The sequence below is a fragment of the Paracoccus saliphilus genome (assembly GCF_028553805.1).
GTDB lineage: Bacteria > Pseudomonadota > Alphaproteobacteria > Rhodobacterales > Rhodobacteraceae > Paracoccus > Paracoccus saliphilus.
The window spans coordinates 1,247,194-1,266,249 of record NZ_CP067140.1 but is presented as its reverse complement, the minus strand read 5'-3'; the positions used below and the strand labels follow the sequence as shown (position 1 = coordinate 1,266,249).

Genomic DNA, 19,056 nt, shown 5'->3' with positions numbered 1-19,056 from the left:
TTACATGCTACGCACTCATTATACGGAGGCATCCTCCGCTTATCAAGAAGAAGGTGAATACTTCGGTGGAAAACCGCAAACGCAAACCGCGCTCGGACGCATTGAGAAACCGTGACCGCCTGATCGAGGCAGCAAAGGATGTGCTTGGCAATGGCGGTCCGGAGGCTAGTCTGGAGGCAGTGGCACGGCAAGCCGGTGTGGGCATCGGGACGCTCTACCGGCATTTTCCAAGCCGCGAAGAGCTGTTCCATGCAGTGTTCCGCAAGGAGTTGGAATTGCTTGTCGAGACGGTCGAGGGACTGGCGGACGAGCCCGAGCCGGTGGCCGCACTGCGCGGCTGGCTGCACGATTATGTTGCTTTGGTCGAAACCAAGCGCGGTATGCTTGGAGCGCTTTCAATGGTGATGGCAGAGGAGTCCAAGCAGACCTATAGTGAACTTTCCGAGCGCATTTCCACTGCAATAAACCGTATGCTGCATAAAGCGGCAGATGTCGGCCATGCCCGCGAGGACGTGACCGCCGAAGAATTGCTGCAAGTCGTTTATGCCCTGTGTTACGCTCGCGAACCCGGCCCCGGCTGGCGCGCGCAAGTCCTGCATCTGCTCGACATTTTCGTGGAGGGACTTAAGCGGTAAGATTGCGGCGTTCAGGCACATCGGGACCGCAGTCCAAAAAGTTCAAGCACGCGAATCATGGTCAACGTCTTGGATTGGGTGCGCGGCATAGCTATCTTCTTGCCTTGAGATTTCGCCCAAGCATAAATCCGGAACCCATGCTCACCCGCCGCAGCTTCACCGCACTTGCCACCATGAGCGTCGCCGCACCATTTGCACGTCCGGCCCAAAGCCAGAACGCATCGGTTCTGGACAGCGCCTTCGAGCGGCTGGAGCAACTGCACTCGATACAGGTCCAGCGTGGTGACGATCTCGTTTATGCGCGCGCTGCCCGGGGACCGGGGCTGGACGAACTGGCGAATATCAAATCTTGCTCGAAGAGTATCGTCGCACTACTACTGGGCACATGCATCGCGCGAGGCGAGATTTCATCGCACACTGCCCGTCTTGCTGACGTCGCCCCTGCCCTCCTTCCCGAAGATGCGACCGAGGGTGCAGCCGATATCACGATAGAAAATCTGGTTACACTTCAGGCCGGGCTGGAAGGTACATCCGGCAGCCGATATGGGGGCTGGATCGCCTCCGGCAACTGGGTTGCAGACGCGTTACGACGACCAATGATCGCCGAGCCGGGCAGTCGCATGATCTATTCGACAGGGAGCACCCATATCCTCGGGGCCGCGATGACGGAGGCCTCCGGACAGAGCCTGCTTTCGCTGGCAAGGCAGCGTCTGGGCGACCACATGGGCTTCGAGATACCGCCATGGGTGCGCGATCCTCAGGGATATTACCTGGGGGGCAATGAAATGGCGCTCACACCGCGCGCCATGCTTTCGCTCGCTTTACTGATGCGTGATGATGGTACTTTCAGGGGAACCCGGATCGTACCGAGCGATTGGATCAGGGCGTCGACCATAAGCCGGGGCCGCTCGCCCTATTCGGGCATGGGTTACGGCTATGGCTGGTTCCTGACCCGCTCCGGCTATGCATTGGCACGGGGATATGGCGGCCAGGTCATCGCGGCTCACCGTGATCTCGGCCTCGCCGTTGCCATTACCTCGGACCCCAATCGTCCGGCTCGTTCAGGCGGTTATTTCGGAGATCTGATCGACCTGCTCGACAACCCGATTCTCACCTTCGCAGAGGCTGCCTGAGCATGACGCTTGATTTTTCTTCTTCGCGATTTCAACCAGAACTGCGAGCCGCATTCCCGACGGACCGGCCCGAAGAGATCTTCGGGTTTCTCCAGACCGAAATGAAAAGCGGTCGACGCTGTGCATTGGTCACGCTTGTGGAAATCATCGACGGCGGTGCCCGGGCATTGGGCACGCATATGGGGGTCAGCGAAGATGGCCGTTATTGCGGCTTCGTATCGGGCGGCTGCATTGAAACTGCGGTCGCGCGGGAGGCAATCATGGCGATCTCCGAAGGCGCGGACCGCGAATGCCAATTCGGAAAAGGATCGCCCTATTTCGACATCGTGCTACCCTGTGGTGGAGGACTTCGCCTGAACATCCATGTTCTCAGGGAAACAGCCCCCATCGACGCGATACTGACAGCAATCGCCGATCGCAAGACCGCGAGCCTGATCTACAATCCAGACCGGCAGGTTCTCTCCGTTCACGAGGGAGATGCGTCAACGGGCTGGGACGGTGACGTCTTTGTCTCCGTGCAGCGGCCCGAACCCCAGTTCCTGATATCGGGCCGGGGGGTCGAAAGCATCGCGCTCGCCGCGATGGCCTCAGCTGCTGGATTTCGCGTCTTGCAGGCTGATAATGGCAGGATAGATGCAACCACCGATCGGGAAACGGCCGTTGTCCTTTTGCACCACGACGTAGATACTGAACTACTCATGCTTAAAGCCGCCCTGGACACGGATGCATTCTACATAGGTTGCCTCGGCAGCCGCCGAACTCATGCAAAGCGTATAGAACTCCTTGAGAACGAGGGGATTTCATCCGGCCAGATCGCCCGCATCCATGCCCCTATCGGCATATTCGGACCCGCCCGCGTCGCGCGATCAATCGCTGTCTCGGTGCTTGCCGAGGTGATTTCGAAATTCGACCTGTGGAAGCGAAACAGCGTATGAACCTACGCTGAGCCACATAAGAAAGGTAGGCCGATCAGACCTTCAGCTATCGGTGACACGCGTACGGTGACGATATCACCTGCGTCGCGCGGAAAGAATTCGACGATCTTCTCGGCAAGATTCTCCGGCGACACCTTCACGCCCTTGTAATTTTCGCCGATTTTGCGCTGTAGCTTCCTTTCAACTGCTTCCGATTTGCTTCCGGGAGGCGGTAAGGTTAAATGCAGGAAGCCTCTCGATTAAGATATGAACAGGCGTGGGGTCTCGACGCTAATAGGCGTCATAAGTCGTTGGATACCTAGATGGGGTCGCCTATTCACAGCCTGAGTAACTTGACACCAGCCGACGCCTACTTCGGCAGGGCCGACACCGTCATCAAACAACGCGAAAGGATAAAGCGAAAGACCATCGAACAGCGGCGTTTGCACCACCGCAAGCTCGCCGCATAATATCAAACCAATGACGAGTCCAACTCTCCGTTAATTAGTCGATCCTGAACAAAACGTTTAGGCTGCACAGCCGACGGGATTACGGCACGGGCCGATTGGTTGGGCGTAGCTGACGATCAGAAGGATGAGGAGCCAAAGGGCTCTGAGGTGGGCGAGGAGCTTCCGGATGTTGTATCCGCAGGCGCAAAGCACGGCGAAGAGCGCTTCTCCCGCGCTTCCCTTCAGTGGTGAGAACAGCGGTGCGGCCGTGTAGATTTCCGCCAAAACCTCGTCCATAACTTCCAGTTCTTCCAACATGGAGGCCATTGCGTTCCGGTCTCCCATCGCGACGGTCCAGACATTGTGGATCATCGGGAAGCTGCTTTTCGCGACCTCGACCTCATCCCGGCTATTGCAATGATGGAGGCTGCAGAAGCCTCAAGCCCCAGAACGCGAACCTTGCCCTCATGCTCTCGCAGCAGGTGGTAGATCATCAGGCCCTCGAAGAAATCACCACCGGGAGAGTTGATATCGACAACCACATCCTGATTGCCAATCCAGCGCAGAGCCATCGCAACCCATCGTCAATGCCGAGCGGAGATGTCCATATCCGGCGATTTGCCACGAGGATGACCCCGATCACGAGATATGCGAAACCTCGCTCCCGCGCCCGGAACCGATCGCGCCAGCACCGGAAGCGGAAATCGTAGCTTCTACTCGACCGGCCCCGCAGGATTTCCGTCCGTCCTGCTCGCTGCCGATGACGCGACGACCCCCGGCAGCCGCAGTCGGATGCGCTTGATGCGGCGCGGATCGGCCTCGACGATCTCGAATTCGGCCCCCGAGTCATGTGTAATCACCTCACCGCGCAAAGGCACGCGGCCGGCCAGCATGAAGATCAGGCCTCCAAGCGTGTCGATATCCTCGTCCTCGTCTTCTTCCAACAGGCGCAGGCCGGTTTCCGCCTCGACCTCGTTCAGGGGCGCGCGCGCCTGCATCAGCCATTGGCCGGGCTTTTCCGAGTTCCACAGATCGCCCTCTTCCTCGTCATGCTCGTCCTCGATCTGGCCGATCACCTGTTCGATCAGGTCCTCGATCGTGACCAGCCCATCCACGCCACCATATTCATCGATGACCAGAGCCATATGGGTTCGCTTCTGCCGCATCTGCTGCAACAGCACACCGATGGGCATCGAGGGTGGAACATAAAGCAGAGGACGCAGCATCGGACGCAAGGTGAATTTGCCGCCCTTGCCGAAACCATGCTTGAGCGCCAGGTCCTTCAGATGGATGAGGCCAAGCGGACTGTCCAGGGTGCCGCGAAAGACCGGGATGCGCGAAAAGCCGTGTTCGCGAAACATCTCGACCAGGTCATCCAGCGATACCGTCAGCGGCGCGGCGACGATCTCGACCTTGGGAATGGCCACATCATCGACCCGCATCCGACGCAGATTGACCATGCCCGGTGCGGGATGGGCCGTGGGCCGGTCCTCTTCCACGACGCTTTCGGAATCCTCGTCATGTCCGGTCAATGCCTCGAAAACACGGCCGAAGAAACCGCGTGAGGCCGGCAGGTCACGACCCTCACCTCCTACGCCGTCAGCCGCCGTAGCGGGTTCGTCGCCGAGATGAGGGGCGGATAATCGAGACTCGGAATTCATGACACTTTCTCTTGATATGGGTCGGGGATCTGGAGGATTTGCAAGATAGAACGCTCGGCCGCCTCCATGGTTTCGGCATCGAGATCGTTTTCGTGATCATAGCCCAGCAAATGCAGGACAGCATGGATCAGCAGATGGGTGACGTGATCCGAGAAAGGCTTGCCCTGCGCCAGCGCCTCGGCCTCGCAAGTATCGAAAGCGATGGCGATGTCACCCAATTCCTCGACCTCGGGAAGCAGAGGGCGGGCGCCTGGATCACGTGAAATATGTTCAACCGCGGGCCATGACAGCACGTTGGTCGCGCGCGGTTTGCCCCGAAAATCGGCGTTCAGCGCCGCGATCCGGGCATCGTCGCAACCCAGCACCACCACCTCGCCGCCGATGCCGTGCCATTCCAGCGCGGCAGTGACGGCGCGCTCGGCCAGGCTCTCAAGCCCGGCCTCCTCCCATCGGTCGTCTTCGATAACGCTGTCGGTGGATATCTCGTCAGGCATCGTTTCGTGTTGCCCGGCGCGGAACATAACTGCCCCGGGTCTCTCCGGTTGCGCCACGGGCCAATGCCGCCTGATCCTCGACGTCATAAGCCTCGATGATGCGGGCAACCAGCGGGTGGCGGACCACATCCTTGGCGGTGAAGTAACTGAAGCTGATCCCCTTGACGCCGTCAAGAATCCGCTCGGCATCGGTCAGGCCCGACTGCACCCCACGCGGCAGATCGATCTGAGTACGGTCGCCCGTGATGACCATGCGCGACCCCTCGCCCAAGCGCGTCAGGAACATCTTCATCTGCATGGTCGAGGCATTCTGCGCCTCGTCCAGAACCACGAAAGCGCTGGACAGGGTGCGCCCGCGCATGAAGGCCAGCGGCGCGATCTCGATCCGCTTTTCCTCCATCAGTTTCTGCATCTGCTTGCTCGGCAGGAAATCGTTGAGCGCATCGTAGAGCGGCTGCATGTAGGGATCGACCTTCTCCTTCATGTCGCCGGGCAGAAAACCAAGGCGTTCGCCCGCTTCCACCGCGGGGCGCGACAGGATGATGCGATCGACCTGCCCGCCGATCAGCATGGTCACACCAACGGCAACCGCAAGATAGGTCTTACCGGTGCCCGCCGGGCCGATGCCGAATGCCAACTCGTTCTCGAACAGCGAGCGGACATAGGCTTTCTGCGCCTCAGTGCGCGGCTCGACCGATTTCTTGCGGGTCCGCAACTCGTAATTCCCCGCGGCGAACATCTCGAGCTGTTCGGATGTCGTGGTCTCGGTCGTGCTGTCCACGCCCATGCGCAAGGCAGCATCGATCTCGGCCATTTCGACCGGACGCCCCTGTTCCAGCCGGGCATAGAGACCCTGCAGCAGTTGTGCGGCCTCGGTCTGCGCCTCGGCCTCGCCCACGACGGCAAGCTGGTTGCCGCGGCGAAGGATATGGACGGACAATGCCTCTTCGATGCGGGCAAGATGCCGGTCATTGGCACCGCACAGATCGATCAGCAGCCGGTTGTCGGGAAATTCCAGCAGAGTTTCGCTAGGCGATGTGGCAACGGGGGGCGTTGGGGTCAGGCCCAAATTTCTCTCCTGCTTGAGACTATGTCCTTATGGTGGCGATCCAATGGGATTCGCACAAGGTCATGACGCCATTTTCTGCGGCAATCCTGCGACAAGAATGTGACAATTCGGCGCAAAATATGCCGAAGCAAGGTCACAGGTAGGCCCGCTTGTATCGATGCCGAAGGGATGTGAGGATTTCATAGCCGATCGTTCCCGCATATCCGGCCACGGCATCGATAGGCTGTTCGGGGCATATCAGTTCCAGCTCGGCAGGAATCTCGTCCAGATGCGTCACATCGGCAGTGACCAGATCCATAGAGACCCGGCCGACGATTGGACAGGCCTTTCCATCGGCATAAAGGCTGGCTCCGCTGGAGGACAGCATCCGCAGGATTCCGTCGGCATAGCCCGCCGCGACCGTGGCGACCCGGCGCGGGGAATCGGCGGTCCATGTCGCCCCGTAACCCACGATCTCGCCAGCCTGCACCTCGCGTGTCTGGATCACCGGCAGGGACAGGCGCACCACCGGCTTCGCATCGGCGAAAGGCATGCCTCCGTAAAGGCCGACACCGGGACGCACCATGTCGAAATGGAAATCCGGGCCAAGCAGGATTCCCCCTGTCGCCGCCAGCGAGAGCGGCACCCCCACCCCTTCCGTCATTTCCCGGAAAGCCTTGAGTTGCAAGGCATTGGCCGGGTGCTCCGGTTCATCCGCGCAAGCCAGGTGCGACATGATGAACGCGGGACCGGCGGCCAGCGCCTCGTCACGGATACCGGCCCATTCCGCCGCCTCCATCCCCAACCGGTTCATACCGCTGTCGAGCTGGATCGCGAAGGGTTTTTCGGGGCGCATGGCGCGATCACGGAAGAATTGTTCGGGGTTGTTGATGACCGGAACGAGTCCCTCCAGATCCGCGCCCTCCATATGTCCTGACAACACATTGATAGTTGCGTCATCCGGAAGAGATGCTCGGATCGCCTGCCCCTCATTCGCCAGCGCAACGAAGAAATCGCGCGCCCCGGCCTCGTAAAGCGCGGGAACGACTTTCGCCGCGCCGAGCCCGTAACCGTCCGCCTTGACCACCGCTGCCGCACGCGCAGTGGGCGCCTTTGCCGCCAGCGCTTTCCAATTGGCCACGATGGCCGCAATATCGATCTGCAATCCCATGGCTTTGCTTTCCTCCAAGCTCTGCCTCGCGTCAAGGCCCCGATAAGTAATAAGAGCTCACTCCCCTAGGGCAGCATCTCCCGACAGATTCATCTATCCGAATATCCCCAAGGGCCCCACCATCGCCCCAGTGGGAACCCTGTCGAAACGACGCCATAATGTCTGCCACAAGTTTGACAGTCGCCATCTCGCCGTCACCGCATCCAGGCGAAATAGCTGTAAATTCTTGATGTTCAATGGTTTTATTGGTGCCGGTTGCAGGAGTCGAACCCGCGACCTTCTGATTACAAATCAGCTGCTCTACCAACTGAGCTAAACCGGCCCTGCGGGACTACCCCGCTTGCGACACTCCGATAGCGCGTGGCGCGACTTTACGCAAGCCGGGGTTGGTATGTGCCAGCAAGATCACCGCAAGCAATCCGACCGCCATGACCAAAAGCGCGGCCGGAGCCGCATTACCCAGGTCTTCGAGGCTGGCCTTTTCATGCACGCGGGTCGCCAGGGTCTCATAGCTGAACGGGCGTAGCAACAATGTGGCGGGCAGTTCCTTGCAGCTATCGACAAAGATCAACAGCAGCGCCGAGCCGACCGAGCCGCGCATCAGTGGCATGAAAACATCGCGTAACACTCCGGTATTGCTGCGCCCCAGGGACCGGGCCGCCATCGGCAGCGATGGCGCGACCCGCGTGAAAGCGCCGTCAATGGCGCCCTGCCCGATGGCGAAGAAACGCACCATATAGGCAAGCACGATCGCCGCCCCGCTGCCGGTCAGGATCAGCCCCGGATCGGTGCCGGTCAACGCCAGCCAGCCATCGGCGACCCGATGATCCAAAGCCGCCAGGGGAATCAGGATGCCGACTGCCAGCACCGCACCGGGCGCGGCATATCCGATCATGGTCGCCGGCAGCAGCAACCGGGGCAGGCTGCGCCCGGACAGGCGCACCCCGTAAACCATGGTCAGGGCCATTCCCACGGTCAGGAAGGCCGCGATTCCGCCCAGGCTGACCGTGTGCCAGACGGCAAGCCCCAGCCCGGGCGTTATCCACCCCTCGGGATAGGCCAGCGCATAATTCAGGATCACCCCGACCGGCAGCAGGAAGCCCAGGGCGAAGGGAATCGTGCAGGCGACCGTCGCGGCCCCGGCGGGCACTCCCCTCAGCAACTGGCGGCTGATCGGGCGGGGCTGGCGCGCGCTTTGATGGAAACGGGCATTGCGGCGTGCAAAACGCTCCCACAACGCCAGGACCAGGACCACCAGCAGGATGACACAGGCGATCTGCGCCGCGCCACCGGCATTGCGGCGTTCGAGCCATGTGGTGAAGATACCGGTATTCAGCGTCTGCACCCCGAAATAGCTGACGACACCGTAATCGGCGACCGACTCCATCATCGCGATGGCCGAACCGGCGACGATGGCAGGCCGGGCTAGCGGCAGGCCGACACGGCGAAACAACCCCCAAGGACCAGCCCCAAGGGCGCGCGCAACCTCGTAGGCGCTGCCCGATTGCTCATGCAGGGCCGCCCGGGTCAGCAGGTAGACATAGGGATAAAGCGCCGCCGACAGGACCAGGATCGCCGCCTCGATCGAGCGTATGCGGGGAAACCAGTAATCACCCGCATTTGTCCAGCCGAACCAGCCGCGCATGGCGGTCTGAACCGGGCCGGAATAATCCAGGAAATCCGCCAGCGCATAGGCGCCGATATAGGCCGGCACGGCCAATGGCGCCAGCAGCAGCCATTGCAGCCATCGGCGGCCGGGGAACTCATACATGCTGACCAGCCATGCGGACCCCGCCCCCATGCAGGCCGACAGCAATCCGGTTCCGACCGCAAGGATCACCGTATTAGACAGGTAACGCGGCAGGACCGAGTTCAGCAGATGCGGCCAGATGTTCTCGGTCGGGTTCAGCGCCATCCAGGCGACCGCAGCAACCGGCATCAGAACCAGCGCGGCAATCAGCGCCGCCATGATGGACCATGCACGTCCGGAGCCTGTCCGCAGGCTGTTTTCACGGCTGCCCCGCCGCCGTCCGGGCATGTCAGAAACGCTCATATCGGGCCGATAGCGCAAAGCGGTTTGACTGTCTATCTTTGCCGGGTAATGTGCGCCGTGATTTGCATCTCGTAGATTTTGATGTGCAAGGTTTATCGTATTCAAGAGGACAAACCACATGCAGATGGTATTTCATATCGGCGTACATGGAACGGATGACGACCGGTTACTGAAAACGCTGCTGAACAATCGCGAATGGCTGCTGAAGAACGGGACGGAGATCGTACCGCCCAGCAGGCATAGCGGGCTGTTCGAACAGGCGCTGATGCCGCTCAAGGGCGGGCCTGCCACCGTCGAGATGGAGGAAGTCATCCTCGACGCCCTGCTGACCACGGACGATCCGGAGCGGGTGATCTTCTCCACGCCCACCTTCATGGGTGCGGTCGGTCGAATCGTCGGGCGAGAGGGGCTGTATCCGCAGATCGGCAACCGGGTGGCCGCGCTGGCCAACCTGTTCCCCAAGTATGATTCCGAATTCTTCATGGCGATCCGGAACCCCGCCACATTGCTCTCCGACATGCTGCCGAAGTTCAAGACCGGCGATTACAATGTGCTCATGCAGGGACGCCATCCGCTGGATCTGCGCTGGCGCGAGGCTGCGCAGCGCATGGTTCAGGCAGCCCAGGGACGGCGAGTCGTCATCTGGTGCCACGAGGATGTTCCGCTCGTCTGGCCCGAGGTGGTCCGGCTCGTCGGTGACATCGCCCCCGATGCACCGCTTAAGGGAGGGATGCTGTACATGGATGAATTACTCGACAGCGCCGGCACCGAAAAACTGCGCGATGCGATGAGCAGTCGCGATCAGCTTTCCATCGCCGACCGCCGTGCGCTCTGCACCCAGATGTTGCAGGGGCATTCCGCAACAGAAGCCCTTGATCAAGACATCAAACTGCCCGGCTGGACCCAGGAACTGGTCGACGAGGTAACGGACAATTATTATCGCGATGTCGCGGAAATCGCGGCGCTTCCAGGGGTTGAGTTCATCCTGCCATAGAGGGCCCTGGCGACGACGGGCGGGATTGTCTTGCGGGGCTTTGCCCCGTCGCCGTTCCGGCGACTCCCCGAGGTATTTGGACAAAGAAGAAGAGGCAGGGAAAAGCAGACTTCGCGAATGGCGGTCATGTCGAGAACTATCACGAGAGGCCGTTGCACAGAAGGACAAGACAGCCCGAGCTCCTACATCCCGGCGAGATCGGCGCCCCCTGCCGCGCGGAACCAGCGGATCACCTTGGCTCGTTCCTCATCTTCCATGAAGCTGACATTGGCAGGCGGCATGGCATCGGTCAGCCCCGCTTGCACATAGATCTCGCGCGCCGCCCGGGCGATGTCCGAGGGCGCTTCGAGGAACAGCCCCTTGGGCGCATGGTAGATACCCTCATAGACCGGCTCGCGCGCGTGGCACATGGAACAGCGCCCCGCCACGATGCTGGCGACCTCGTCGAAACCCGCCGCCTCGGCGTAACGGGTCTCGACCGGGGTCAGGGCACGGGTCTCGGCATTTTCCAGCGTATCTTGGTTGAGACCGATGGAGCTCAGCCACATGATCATGATGAACAGCACCGTGGTTACCGCCCATGTCCACCACAGCTCGCCCTTGCGGGCATGCATGGTGTTGAAGAAATGCCGGATCGTCACCCCCATCAGGAAGATCAGCGCCGCGATCAGCCAGTTGTAGTCGCTTGCGAAGGCCAGCGGGTAATGGTTCGACAGCATCAGGAAGATGACCGGCAGGGTCAGGTAGTTGTTATGCGTCGAACGCAGCTTGGCGATTTTTCCGTATTTCGGATCGGGCGCGCGTCCGGCCTTGAGATCGGCCACCACGATGCGCTGGTTCGGCATGATGATCAGGAACACATTCGCGGTCATGATGGTCGCGGTGAACGCGCCCAGATGCAGCAGCGCCGCCCGCCCGGTAAAGACCTGGTCATAGCCCCAGCCCATGACGACCAGCGCCGCGAACAGAAGCAGCATCAGCACTGTTGGGCGTTCCCCGAGCGGCGATTTGCACAGCGTGTCATAGATCAGCCAGCCGATCGCCAGCGATGCGCCCGAGATCAGGATGGCCTGCCATTGCGCCAGTTCCATCTTGGCCGGATCGACCAGGTACAGGTTCGCCCCGGCCCAATAGGTCACCATCAACAGTGCCGCGCCAGAAAGCCATGTCGCATAGCTTTCCCATTTGAACCATGTCAGGTGCTCGGGCATCCGCTCCGGCGCGACGAGATATTTCTGGATATGGTAAAAGCCGCCGCCATGAACCTGCCATTCATCGCCATGCGCGCCCTTGGGCAAGCCGGGTGACTTTTGCAACCCCAGGTCCAGCGCGATGAAATAGAAGGAAGAGCCGATCCAGGCGATGGCCGTGATAACGTGGACCCAACGGACGGCAAAGCTCAGCCATTCCCAGATGACGACATAATCGGGAATCATCGCTCAACTCCCCCGATAGGTCGAATAGCCGAAGGGCGAGATCAGCAGCGGCACGTGGTAATGGTCCTGCTGCGACATACCGAAACGGATCGGGATCACGTCCAGGAAACGCGGGGTTTCCGCCGGGATTCCCGTCGTATCCATCCACGCGCCGGCATGGAATTCCAGCTCGTAAACGCCGGTTTCGAATTCGCTTTCCGGCAGGATTTGCCGGTCGGTGCGGCCATCGGCATTGGTTGTCAGCCGTGCCAATTCGACCCGCTGCCCGTCCTGCAGACGATACAGCACCACCTCCATCCCCTCGGCAGGCTTGCCGCGGGCGGTATCGAGAACATGGGTTGTCAGGTAACCCGGCATCTGCGCCTCCCCTGATTATCACTAATTCATTGATAACCGATCCTGCCGGTAAGACGAGAGGGCGTGAAGGCAAGGCAGTCTATAATTTTCATAGAAAATTGGTGGGGCGGGCTACGTGACAGCCGTCAGTCCCGGTGACATCGGATGTCCTCCCAAGGGTGGCTCCGAGGTTGCACCCATATGGATGCGACAGGTCCGTAAAATGTTTAAAGGTTTGTTCATTAAGTATAAATCTCTGATTTCATGTGCTTCCCTCATGCTCCGAAACAAATCATCCGGATTGTCGCGGATCAAGGAAGCAGGTTATCAGTTATGCCAGATATTTACGGGATCAAGTCATTCATCATCAGGGATGTATTCCCCGACACGGAAATGAATTCCAACCCTATCCAACCGCCTGATGAATTAGAGAACCCGACTTTCAATGTATCGGAAACTCTCACCCATTTCGACTTTAAAGACGGCAATCAGAACGAAGGAATCCTTTGGGACAACATAGTCATGGAATACGAAGCGCCACATGACTCCACCAAGGGCACGCGCGTCGTGGTGGATGGCGTGTCTCATTCCGTACAAGCGTTTAGAGAGGCGGCAATAACCCTGCATTTCGATGACGATCACGAGGTAGTTCACCCAAAAGGTGCCCAGTTATTCTTCCTCGGGACATCCGATCGCGAAATGTTGACGGGCGACATCCTGGTGAACCCGATCAACCATCTCCGACTGAAAATTGCTGGCTATATCAAGGATCATCCCGGTGTGCGCCTGACAAGCTACACGATCGGCAAAATTGACAATGGGTATTTGTATGGTGGTACCCTGCTAAGCAGCCAGAACGCCCCCTTCCCCATCTGTTTCGCTGCCGGAACCTTCCTTGACACCGCCGATGGCCTGCGCGACGTGCAGGATCTACGGATCGGGGACCTGCTTCTGACATTCGACAATGGCTACCAGCCCATTCGCTGGATCGGGTCCCGATCGATCTCTGGGTCGGAACTTGAAGCCAACCCGAAACTTCGCCCTGTGACCATCCAGGCCGGGGCTCTTGGCGATAACCGGCCCTCGATACCGCTGACATTATCGCCGCAGCATCGCGTCATGCTCCGATCCTCGCAAGCAATCGATCTGTTCGGCACCGACGAAATCCTGGTGCCGGTCAAGAAGCTGACCGAACTCCCGGGAATCGATGTCTCCGATCTCGCAGAGATCACCTATTATCATGTCCTGCTGGACGAGCATGAAATTCTCTGGAGCAATGGATGCCTTTCAGAAAGCCTGTATCTTGGAAGCCAGGCATTGCAGGCAATCACGCAAGAAGGACGCGATGAAATCGCCGCCATCTTCCCCGGGATCGCCGACGGAAACTTTCAGGCAGCGCCGGCAAGACCATTCGCGGAACGCAAAAAACATATCCGGCATATTTTGACGGGCTGAACATCCGCCGGTCGAGATCATGGGTATCCACAAGGGTTCTGGGCGGCATGCTAGCGGGTTTCGGCCACGATCACCGGTCCGCTGGAACCGATCATGCCTGCGGCGAGGTTCCCGATCACGAACATCTGATCCTCGCTGCGCAACGCACGCTGCCTGTGTACGCCCTGTGTACAGGTTGTGCACGCGTGGTGTACGGGCTGTGCAGCCGAAAACCCGGTATTTCCCGTGTCAAGCCGGGCATGGCGTTGCGCGTCTCACAGGGACGCAACGCACGCCGCTGTTGCGCTATCCTGCCAGCCGGGCCACAGCCTTCTGCGCCCGCGTCCGCAAGTCACGCGGATCGGCGGTCAAAAGCTGATGGTCCGCGACCACCGCCCTGCCCCGCACATAGACCGCCCTGGGCCGGATCGGGGCGCAGAACACCAGCGTCGCGACCGGATCCCATTGACCGGCGGCAGGTAACTCATTGATATCCCACAGGACCAGATCGGCCTGCATACCCGGACGCAAGGCGCCGATATCGCTGCGTCCCAACACCCGGGCACCACCAAGCGTAGCGATCTCCAGCGCCTCGCGCGCCCCCATCGCCGCGGGGCCGTCCTTCAGCCGGGCAACCAGCATCGCCTGTCGCGCCTCTGCGCCCAAGTGACTGGAATCATTGGAGGCTGAGCCATCTACGCCCAACCCCACCGGCACGCCCCTGTCACGCATCGCCCGCACCGGGGCGATGCCGCTGGCCAGCCGCGCGTTCGAGCAGGGGCAATGCGCCACGCCGGTTCCGCTCCGGGCGAAAAGATCGATCTCCGGGTCCGACAGTTTCACGCAATGGGCATGCCAGACATCATCCCCGGTCCAACCAAGACTTTCCGCATAATCCCCTGGCAGCATTCCGAAATTATCCAGAGAATAACGGACATCCTCGTCATTCTCGGCCAGGTGGGTATGCAGACGCACGCCCTTTTCCCGCGCCAGCACCGCAGCATCGCGCATCAGTTCCCGGCTGACAGAAAAGGGCGAACAGGGCGCCAGCGCCACCTGCACCATCGCTCCCTCGCCCGCATCGTGAAACGCATCCACCACCCGCTCGCTGTCGCGCAGGATCGCGGGCTCGTCCTCGACCAGCGCATCGGGCGGCAAGCCGCCCTTGCTCTCGCCGATTGACATGGCCCCGCGCGTGGCGGTGAACCGGATGCCGATATCCGCCGCGGCCTCGATACTGTCATCCAACCGCGAACCATTTGGAAACAAATACAAATGATCCGAACTGCAGGTGCAGCCCGACAGCGCAAGCTCGGCCAGGCCGACCTGCGCCGACAGGCGGATATCCTCGGGCCCCATCCGCGACCAGATTGGATAGAGCGTCCGCAGCCAACCAAAAAGCGCAGCATCCTGGGCGGCTGGAACGGCACGGGTCAGGGTCTGGAACAGGTGGTGATGGGTGTTCACGAGGCCGGGTGTGACAACACAGCCCCCGGCCTCGACGATTTCGGCATCATCGCGCGGCAGGCCCTGGCCCACCGCAACGATTTTTCCGTTCTCGACCAGCACATCGCCGCCTGCGATCTCTTGCCGTGCCTCGTCCATGGTGACGACGGCATCGGCGTTGCGGATCAGCAGCTTAGTGGGCATCCGATGCATGTCCTGCCTCGCGTACGCTGTCTTCATCGACATGCGGCGCACCATTGTAGAACCAGTTCAGGAGCACCGCCGAGATCGCCGCCAGCAGGATGCCGGAATGAATCAACGGGTGGATCGCATGCGGCATCCACTGATTGAAATTGGGCGCGATCATCGGGATCATCCCGATCCCGACCGAGATCGCGACGATGAACAGGTTATGGCGATTGTTCACGAAATCGACCCGAGCAAGGATGCGCACACCAGTCGCCGCGACCATGCCGAACATCACCAGCCCGGCCCCGCCAAGAACTGTCGTCGGCAGGCTTTCCACCAGCGCACCCATCTTGGGGATGAGCCCCAGCACGATCATGATCGCGCCCCCAGCCACGCAGACAAAGCGCGAGCGGATGCCGGTGACGCCGACAAGGCCGACATTCTGGCTGAAGGAGGTATAGGGGAAGGTATTGAACAGCCCACCGATCGCCGTGCCCAACCCGTCGGCCCGCAGACCGGCGGCCAGCGATTTCTGGGTCAGCGGCTTCTTGCAGATATCACTGAGGGCAAGGAACATGCCGGTGGATTCGATCATCGTGACCAGCATGACCAGCAGCATGGTGACGATCATGATCGGATCGAATATCGGCATGCCGAAATGCAGCGGCTTGATCAGGGCGAACCAGCTTGCCTCTCCGACCTTCTCGAAATGCATCATGCCCAGCATCGCTGCCACCACGCCGCCGACAGCGATGCCGATCAGCACCGCGATATTGGCGAGGAAGCCCCTGGCATAGCGCGACACGATCAGGATCGTACCCAGCACCAGGACCGCGATCAGGATACTCTGGGCCGAGGCATAGGCCGGGTTCTTCACCGTCGGGGCAAGCTGCACGCTCTCGGGCACGCCACCCGCCGCCATCGCCTGGTTGAGCCATTCCTGTGCTTCCGGCGCGACGATCTTGGGCGCGGTCGGTCCGACCGGCAACCCGAAGATCCAGTTGATTCCGATGGGCATCAGGCTGATACCGATGGTCAGGATCAGCGTTCCCGTCACCACAGGCGGAAAGAAGCGCAGCATCTTGCTGACCAGGGGCGCAAGCAGGATGCCAATCAGGCCCGCCGCGATGATCGAGCCGAACAGCGCCCTTGCCCCTTCATGCCCCGGAGTGGCCGAGGCAATCGCCACCATCGGCCCGACAGAGGCGAATGTGACGCCCATCATCACCGGCAGCTTGATGCCGAAATATTGTGTCGTGCCAAGGCTCTGGATGATCGATACGATCCCGCAGACGAACAGGTCGGCCGAGATCAGGAATGCGACCTCCTCGGCCGACAATTGCAGCGCCCTGCCGACGATCAGCGGAACCGCGATCGCACCCGCATACATGACCAGCACATGCTGGAACCCTAAAGTGATGAGCTTTGGCGCGGGCAAGATCTCGTCAACGGTATGCACCGCCCCAAGCTTCCCGGCCTCAATGCTTGCATCAGACATTGCGGACCTCCCTTTCCACTACTGTCGGAACTCTATCAGATCTCGACCTCGACGGCTTTTCCCTGCTGCCGGGCAAGATCGACGACGGCTCCCGCGACCGCAAGATCCTGCAGCCCGACACCGGTACCGTCGAAAATGGTGATCTCCGCATCGCCGCGTCCCTCGTGATTGCCAGTGATGACCTGGCCTATCGCGGTGACATCGCCGTCGGAAATGCTTCCGGCCGCGCTGGCGTGCTGAAATTCACCTATGCTGAGCGATTGGGCAATCTCGTCGGTAAACAGGCGCGCCCGCGCGACCAGCGCCGGGTCGAGTTCCTGCTTGCCCTTGGTATCGGTGCCCATCGCGGCGATATGGGTGCGCCCCTTGACATGGGCGTCCATCAAAAGCGGCTCGAAAGCCGAGGTGATCGAGATGATCACATCCGCCTCTGCTCCAAGACGGGGCAGCTCCACCGCCTCGAAAGGCAGGCCCAGTTCGGCGGCTGTATCGGCCAGACGGGTCAGCATCTCGGGATGCGGGTTCCAGCCGATGACGCGTTCGAAATTGCCCACGCGGGCAGCGGCCTTCATCTGGAACGCCGATTGATGGCCCGCACCGATCATGCCCAGCACCTTGGCCCCCTCCGGCGCAAGATGCTTGATCGAGACGGCGCTTGCCGCGGCGGTGCGCAGGGCGGTCAGCAGGTTGCCCCCGACCGCTGCCGAAACCCGCCCGGTATCCGGGTCGAACAGAAACACGGTGGACTGATGATTGATCAGGTCGCGTTTCTGGTTGTTCGGCCAGTAACCTCCGGCCTTCAGCCCCAGGTTCAGGGCGCTCTTGTCGAATCCGCCCTTGAAGCCGTAAAGCGCATCCTCATGCCCGATCGCCTCACGCACGACGGGGAAGTTATTGGCTTCCCCGCTCGCCATTGCGGCGAACACCGCCTCGACGGCATCGAATGCCGCTTCGGGGGTCATCAGACCGGCGATCTCTTTCTCAGGAACAACCCACATCAATAAGCCTTTCCGCGCGCGCTGACAGGCCAGACGGTTTCCACCTTCCCGTTCCGGACACCCACATACCAGTCATGGACATTGCAGGTCGGGTCGCAATGGCCCGGCACCAGCCGCAGCTTCTCATTGACCTTCAGCACGCCGTCAGGATCGTCGATCACGCCATGCTCATCGCTGCATTTGATGTATTTCACATCCTCGCGGCCATAGATGAAGGGCAGCCCGCTATCGACCGATTGCGCCTTGAGACCGGCATCGCAGATCGCCTTGTCGGATTTCGCGTGGCTCATGACGCTGGTCAGGATGAACAGCGCGTTTTCCCATTCGCCCTTGTCGATGCGGTTGCCGTCCTCATCCAGGATGCGGCCATAATCTGCGTCCATGAAGGCATAGGAGCCGCATTGCAACTCGTTGTAAACGCCCGAATTGCTTTCGAAATAGTAAGACCCGGTGCCACCGCCCGAGACCAGCTCGGGTTCCAGCCCCGCGGCCTTGAGCCCGTCCACGGCGTCTTTCACCTGCGCGATGGCGGCGTCCAGCTTGGCCTTGCGGTCATCAAAGCCGTCAATATGCTGCATCGCGCCCTGATACGCCTGGATACCGCTGAACTTGAGACCCTCGGCGGCGTCGATGGCCTTGGCGATCTCGACCACCTCCTCGGTCGTCTTGACCCCACAGCGCCCGGCGCCGCAATCGATCTCGACAAAGCATTCCAGCGTGGTGCCGTGCTTTTTCGCGCCAGCCGACAGATCGGCGACATTGGCCAGATCATCGACGCAAACGATGATCTTCGCGCCCAGTTTGGGCATCCGCGCCAGCCGGTCGATCTTGGCCGGGTCGCGAACCTGGTTGCTGACAAGGATATCCTTGATCCCGCCACGCGCAAAGACCTCGGCCTCGCTGACCTTCTGGCAGCAGACACCGATGGCGCCGCCCAGCTTTTCCTGCAGCTTCAGCACATCGACCGATTTATGCATCTTGCCGTGGGCGCGGTGACGCATGCCATGTGCCTTGGCGTAATCGCCCATCTTCCTGATGTTCCGCTCAAGCGCGTCCAGATCGAGGATCAGGCAGGGGGTTTGAATATCCGCCTCATCCATCCCCGGCAGGGCCGGCACGTCGAAGCCAACTTCCAGTTCGTCCATATTCACAGGTGCGTTCATGGTT

18 protein-coding genes, 1 tRNA gene and 1 pseudogene are annotated in these 19,056 nt (G+C 60.6%); 6 read left to right on the top strand and 14 right to left on the bottom strand.

The annotated features are described in order from the left end of the window. The first annotated feature begins 65 nt into the window (after nt 1–65). The 4 genes and pseudogenes from JHX88_RS05960 to JHX88_RS05950 all read left to right on the top strand — a co-directional run bounded on the left by JHX88_RS05960 (nt 66) and on the right by JHX88_RS05950 (nt 2,703). Nucleotides 66–635: a TetR/AcrR family transcriptional regulator gene (locus JHX88_RS05960; protein WP_272848202.1), complete on the top strand. Its 570-nt coding sequence runs from the start codon at nt 66–68 to the stop codon at nt 633–635. Nucleotides 636–772: 137 nt separating this feature from the next. Then, entirely contained in the window at nt 773–1,768 is a 996-nt protein-coding gene (locus tag JHX88_RS05955; RefSeq protein ID WP_076525198.1) for a serine hydrolase domain-containing protein, read from the top strand. A 2-nt stretch (nt 1,769–1,770) separates the two neighbouring features. Next, nucleotides 1,771–2,001 (top strand): annotated as a pseudogene (locus JHX88_RS22300) (XdhC family protein); the annotation flags it as partial. Between the two features lie 27 nt (nt 2,002–2,028). Beyond that, complete coding sequence (locus JHX88_RS05950) at nt 2,029–2,703, top strand: XdhC family protein (protein ID WP_272848201.1); 675 nt, start codon at nt 2,029–2,031, stop codon at nt 2,701–2,703. Between the two features lie 506 nt (nt 2,704–3,209). Here the strand turns inward: JHX88_RS05950 and JHX88_RS05945 are convergent. The 8 genes from JHX88_RS05945 to JHX88_RS05910 form a co-directional block, all read right to left on the bottom strand. Beyond that, on the bottom strand, nt 3,210–3,503 hold the full coding sequence (locus JHX88_RS05945; RefSeq protein WP_076525202.1) for a Clp protease/crotonase-like domain-containing protein: 294 nt from the start codon (nt 3,501–3,503) through the stop codon (nt 3,210–3,212). Continuing rightward, nucleotides 3,500–3,703 carry an ATP-dependent Clp protease proteolytic subunit gene (locus tag JHX88_RS05940; protein WP_076525204.1) on the bottom strand — a complete coding sequence of 68 codons (204 nt, stop codon included), beginning with the start codon at nt 3,701–3,703 and terminating at the stop codon, nt 3,500–3,502. The genes JHX88_RS05945 and JHX88_RS05940 overlap by 4 nt, the downstream gene beginning before the upstream one ends. 141 nt (nt 3,704–3,844) lie before the next feature. Further along, a complete protein-coding gene (locus JHX88_RS05935) occupies nt 3,845–4,792 on the bottom strand; it encodes a transporter associated domain-containing protein (protein ID WP_084203041.1) in 948 nt (315 codons plus the stop codon). Then, entirely contained in the window at nt 4,789–5,286 is a 498-nt protein-coding gene (ybeY, locus tag JHX88_RS05930; RefSeq protein WP_076525474.1) for an rRNA maturation RNase YbeY, read from the bottom strand. Before ybeY ends, JHX88_RS05935 begins: the two co-directional genes overlap by 4 nt. After that, nucleotides 5,279–6,355, bottom strand: a complete 1,077-nt coding sequence (locus tag JHX88_RS05925; RefSeq protein ID WP_076525206.1) for a PhoH family protein — start codon at nt 6,353–6,355, stop codon at nt 5,279–5,281. The genes ybeY and JHX88_RS05925 overlap by 8 nt, the downstream gene beginning before the upstream one ends. 133 nt (nt 6,356–6,488) lie before the next feature. Then, on the bottom strand, nt 6,489–7,505 hold the full coding sequence (gene alr, locus JHX88_RS05920) for an alanine racemase (RefSeq protein ID WP_076525208.1): 1,017 nt from the start codon (nt 7,503–7,505) through the stop codon (nt 6,489–6,491). 246 nt (nt 7,506–7,751) lie between these two features. Further along, a tRNA-Thr gene (locus tag JHX88_RS05915) sits at nt 7,752–7,827 on the bottom strand. Between the two features lie 9 nt (nt 7,828–7,836). Further along, nucleotides 7,837–9,543 carry an ABC transporter permease gene (locus tag JHX88_RS05910; protein ID WP_076525475.1) on the bottom strand — a complete coding sequence of 569 codons (1,707 nt, stop codon included), beginning with the start codon at nt 9,541–9,543 and terminating at the stop codon, nt 7,837–7,839. 133 nt (nt 9,544–9,676) lie between these two features. Here JHX88_RS05910 and JHX88_RS05905 point away from each other — a divergent pair, with 133 nt between their 5' ends. Continuing rightward, nucleotides 9,677–10,552: a hypothetical protein gene (locus JHX88_RS05905; RefSeq protein ID WP_076525210.1), complete on the top strand. Its 876-nt coding sequence runs from the start codon at nt 9,677–9,679 to the stop codon at nt 10,550–10,552. Nucleotides 10,553–10,734: 182 nt separating this feature from the next. On the opposite strand, the gene JHX88_RS05900 is transcribed toward JHX88_RS05905, so the two are convergent. Then, the gene (locus tag JHX88_RS05900; RefSeq protein WP_419182360.1) at nt 10,735–11,988 is read right to left on the bottom strand and encodes a urate hydroxylase PuuD; all 1,254 of its coding nucleotides are present in this window, start codon (nt 11,986–11,988) and stop codon (nt 10,735–10,737) included. Between the two features lie 3 nt (nt 11,989–11,991). Beyond that, nucleotides 11,992–12,345 (bottom strand): hydroxyisourate hydrolase, encoded by a 354-nt coding sequence (gene uraH, locus JHX88_RS05895; protein WP_076525212.1) that lies wholly within the window; start codon nt 12,343–12,345, stop codon nt 11,992–11,994. A 312-nt stretch (nt 12,346–12,657) separates the two neighbouring features. Between uraH and JHX88_RS05890 the strand changes: the two genes are divergently transcribed. Next, entirely contained in the window at nt 12,658–13,779 is a 1,122-nt protein-coding gene (locus tag JHX88_RS05890; RefSeq protein ID WP_176011426.1) for a Hint domain-containing protein, read from the top strand. Between the two features lie 285 nt (nt 13,780–14,064). Here JHX88_RS05890 and JHX88_RS05885 read toward each other — a convergent pair whose 3' ends face one another. From JHX88_RS05885 to bhcC, 4 genes are read right to left on the bottom strand one after another with little or no spacing between them, the layout of a single operon-like run. Next, a complete protein-coding gene (locus tag JHX88_RS05885; protein ID WP_076525482.1) occupies nt 14,065–15,408 on the bottom strand; it encodes an 8-oxoguanine deaminase in 1,344 nt (447 codons plus the stop codon). Next, the gene (locus JHX88_RS05880) at nt 15,398–16,891 is read right to left on the bottom strand and encodes a nucleobase:cation symporter-2 family protein (RefSeq protein ID WP_076525214.1); all 1,494 of its coding nucleotides are present in this window, start codon (nt 16,889–16,891) and stop codon (nt 15,398–15,400) included. Before JHX88_RS05880 ends, JHX88_RS05885 begins: the two co-directional genes overlap by 11 nt. A 35-nt stretch (nt 16,892–16,926) precedes the next feature. Then, on the bottom strand, nt 16,927–17,889 hold the full coding sequence (bhcD, locus tag JHX88_RS05875; RefSeq protein ID WP_076525216.1) for an iminosuccinate reductase BhcD: 963 nt from the start codon (nt 17,887–17,889) through the stop codon (nt 16,927–16,929). Further along, nucleotides 17,889–19,052: a 3-hydroxy-D-aspartate aldolase BhcC gene (gene bhcC, locus JHX88_RS05870; RefSeq protein ID WP_076525218.1), complete on the bottom strand. Its 1,164-nt coding sequence runs from the start codon at nt 19,050–19,052 to the stop codon at nt 17,889–17,891. Before bhcC ends, bhcD begins: the two co-directional genes overlap by 1 nt. Nucleotides 19,053–19,056: the final 4 nt, after the last annotated feature.

Bases quoted from the DNA above. Each gene is read 5' to 3' on its own strand.
- JHX88_RS05955 (WP_076525198.1), top strand. From the start codon at position 773: ATGCTCACCCGCCGCAGCTTCACCGCACTTGCCACCATGAGCGTCGCC.
- JHX88_RS05950 (WP_272848201.1), top strand. From the start codon at position 2,029: ATGGCGATCTCCGAAGGCGCGGACCGCGAATGCCAATTCGGAAAAGGA.
- JHX88_RS05945 (WP_076525202.1), bottom strand. From the start codon at position 3,503: ATGATCCACAATGTCTGGACCGTCGCGATGGGAGACCGGAACGCAATG.
- JHX88_RS05940 (WP_076525204.1), bottom strand. From the start codon at position 3,703: ATGGCTCTGCGCTGGATTGGCAATCAGGATGTGGTTGTCGATATCAAC.
- JHX88_RS05935 (WP_084203041.1), bottom strand. From the start codon at position 4,792: ATGAATTCCGAGTCTCGATTATCCGCCCCTCATCTCGGCGACGAACCC.
- ybeY (WP_076525474.1), bottom strand. From the start codon at position 5,286: ATGCCTGACGAGATATCCACCGACAGCGTTATCGAAGACGACCGATGG.
- alr (WP_076525208.1), bottom strand. From the start codon at position 7,505: ATGGGATTGCAGATCGATATTGCGGCCATCGTGGCCAATTGGAAAGCG.
- JHX88_RS05910 (WP_076525475.1), bottom strand. From the start codon at position 9,543: ATGCCCGGACGGCGGCGGGGCAGCCGTGAAAACAGCCTGCGGACAGGC.
- JHX88_RS05905 (WP_076525210.1), top strand. From the start codon at position 9,677: ATGCAGATGGTATTTCATATCGGCGTACATGGAACGGATGACGACCGG.
- JHX88_RS05900 (WP_419182360.1), bottom strand. From the start codon at position 11,988: ATGATTCCCGATTATGTCGTCATCTGGGAATGGCTGAGCTTTGCCGTC.
- uraH (WP_076525212.1), bottom strand. From the start codon at position 12,345: ATGCCGGGTTACCTGACAACCCATGTTCTCGATACCGCCCGCGGCAAG.
- JHX88_RS05890 (WP_176011426.1), top strand. From the start codon at position 12,658: ATGCCAGATATTTACGGGATCAAGTCATTCATCATCAGGGATGTATTC.
- JHX88_RS05885 (WP_076525482.1), bottom strand. From the start codon at position 15,408: ATGCCCACTAAGCTGCTGATCCGCAACGCCGATGCCGTCGTCACCATG.
- JHX88_RS05880 (WP_076525214.1), bottom strand. From the start codon at position 16,891: ATGTCTGATGCAAGCATTGAGGCCGGGAAGCTTGGGGCGGTGCATACC.
- bhcD (WP_076525216.1), bottom strand. From the start codon at position 17,889: ATGTGGGTTGTTCCTGAGAAAGAGATCGCCGGTCTGATGACCCCCGAA.
- bhcC (WP_076525218.1), bottom strand. From the start codon at position 19,052: ATGAACGCACCTGTGAATATGGACGAACTGGAAGTTGGCTTCGACGTG.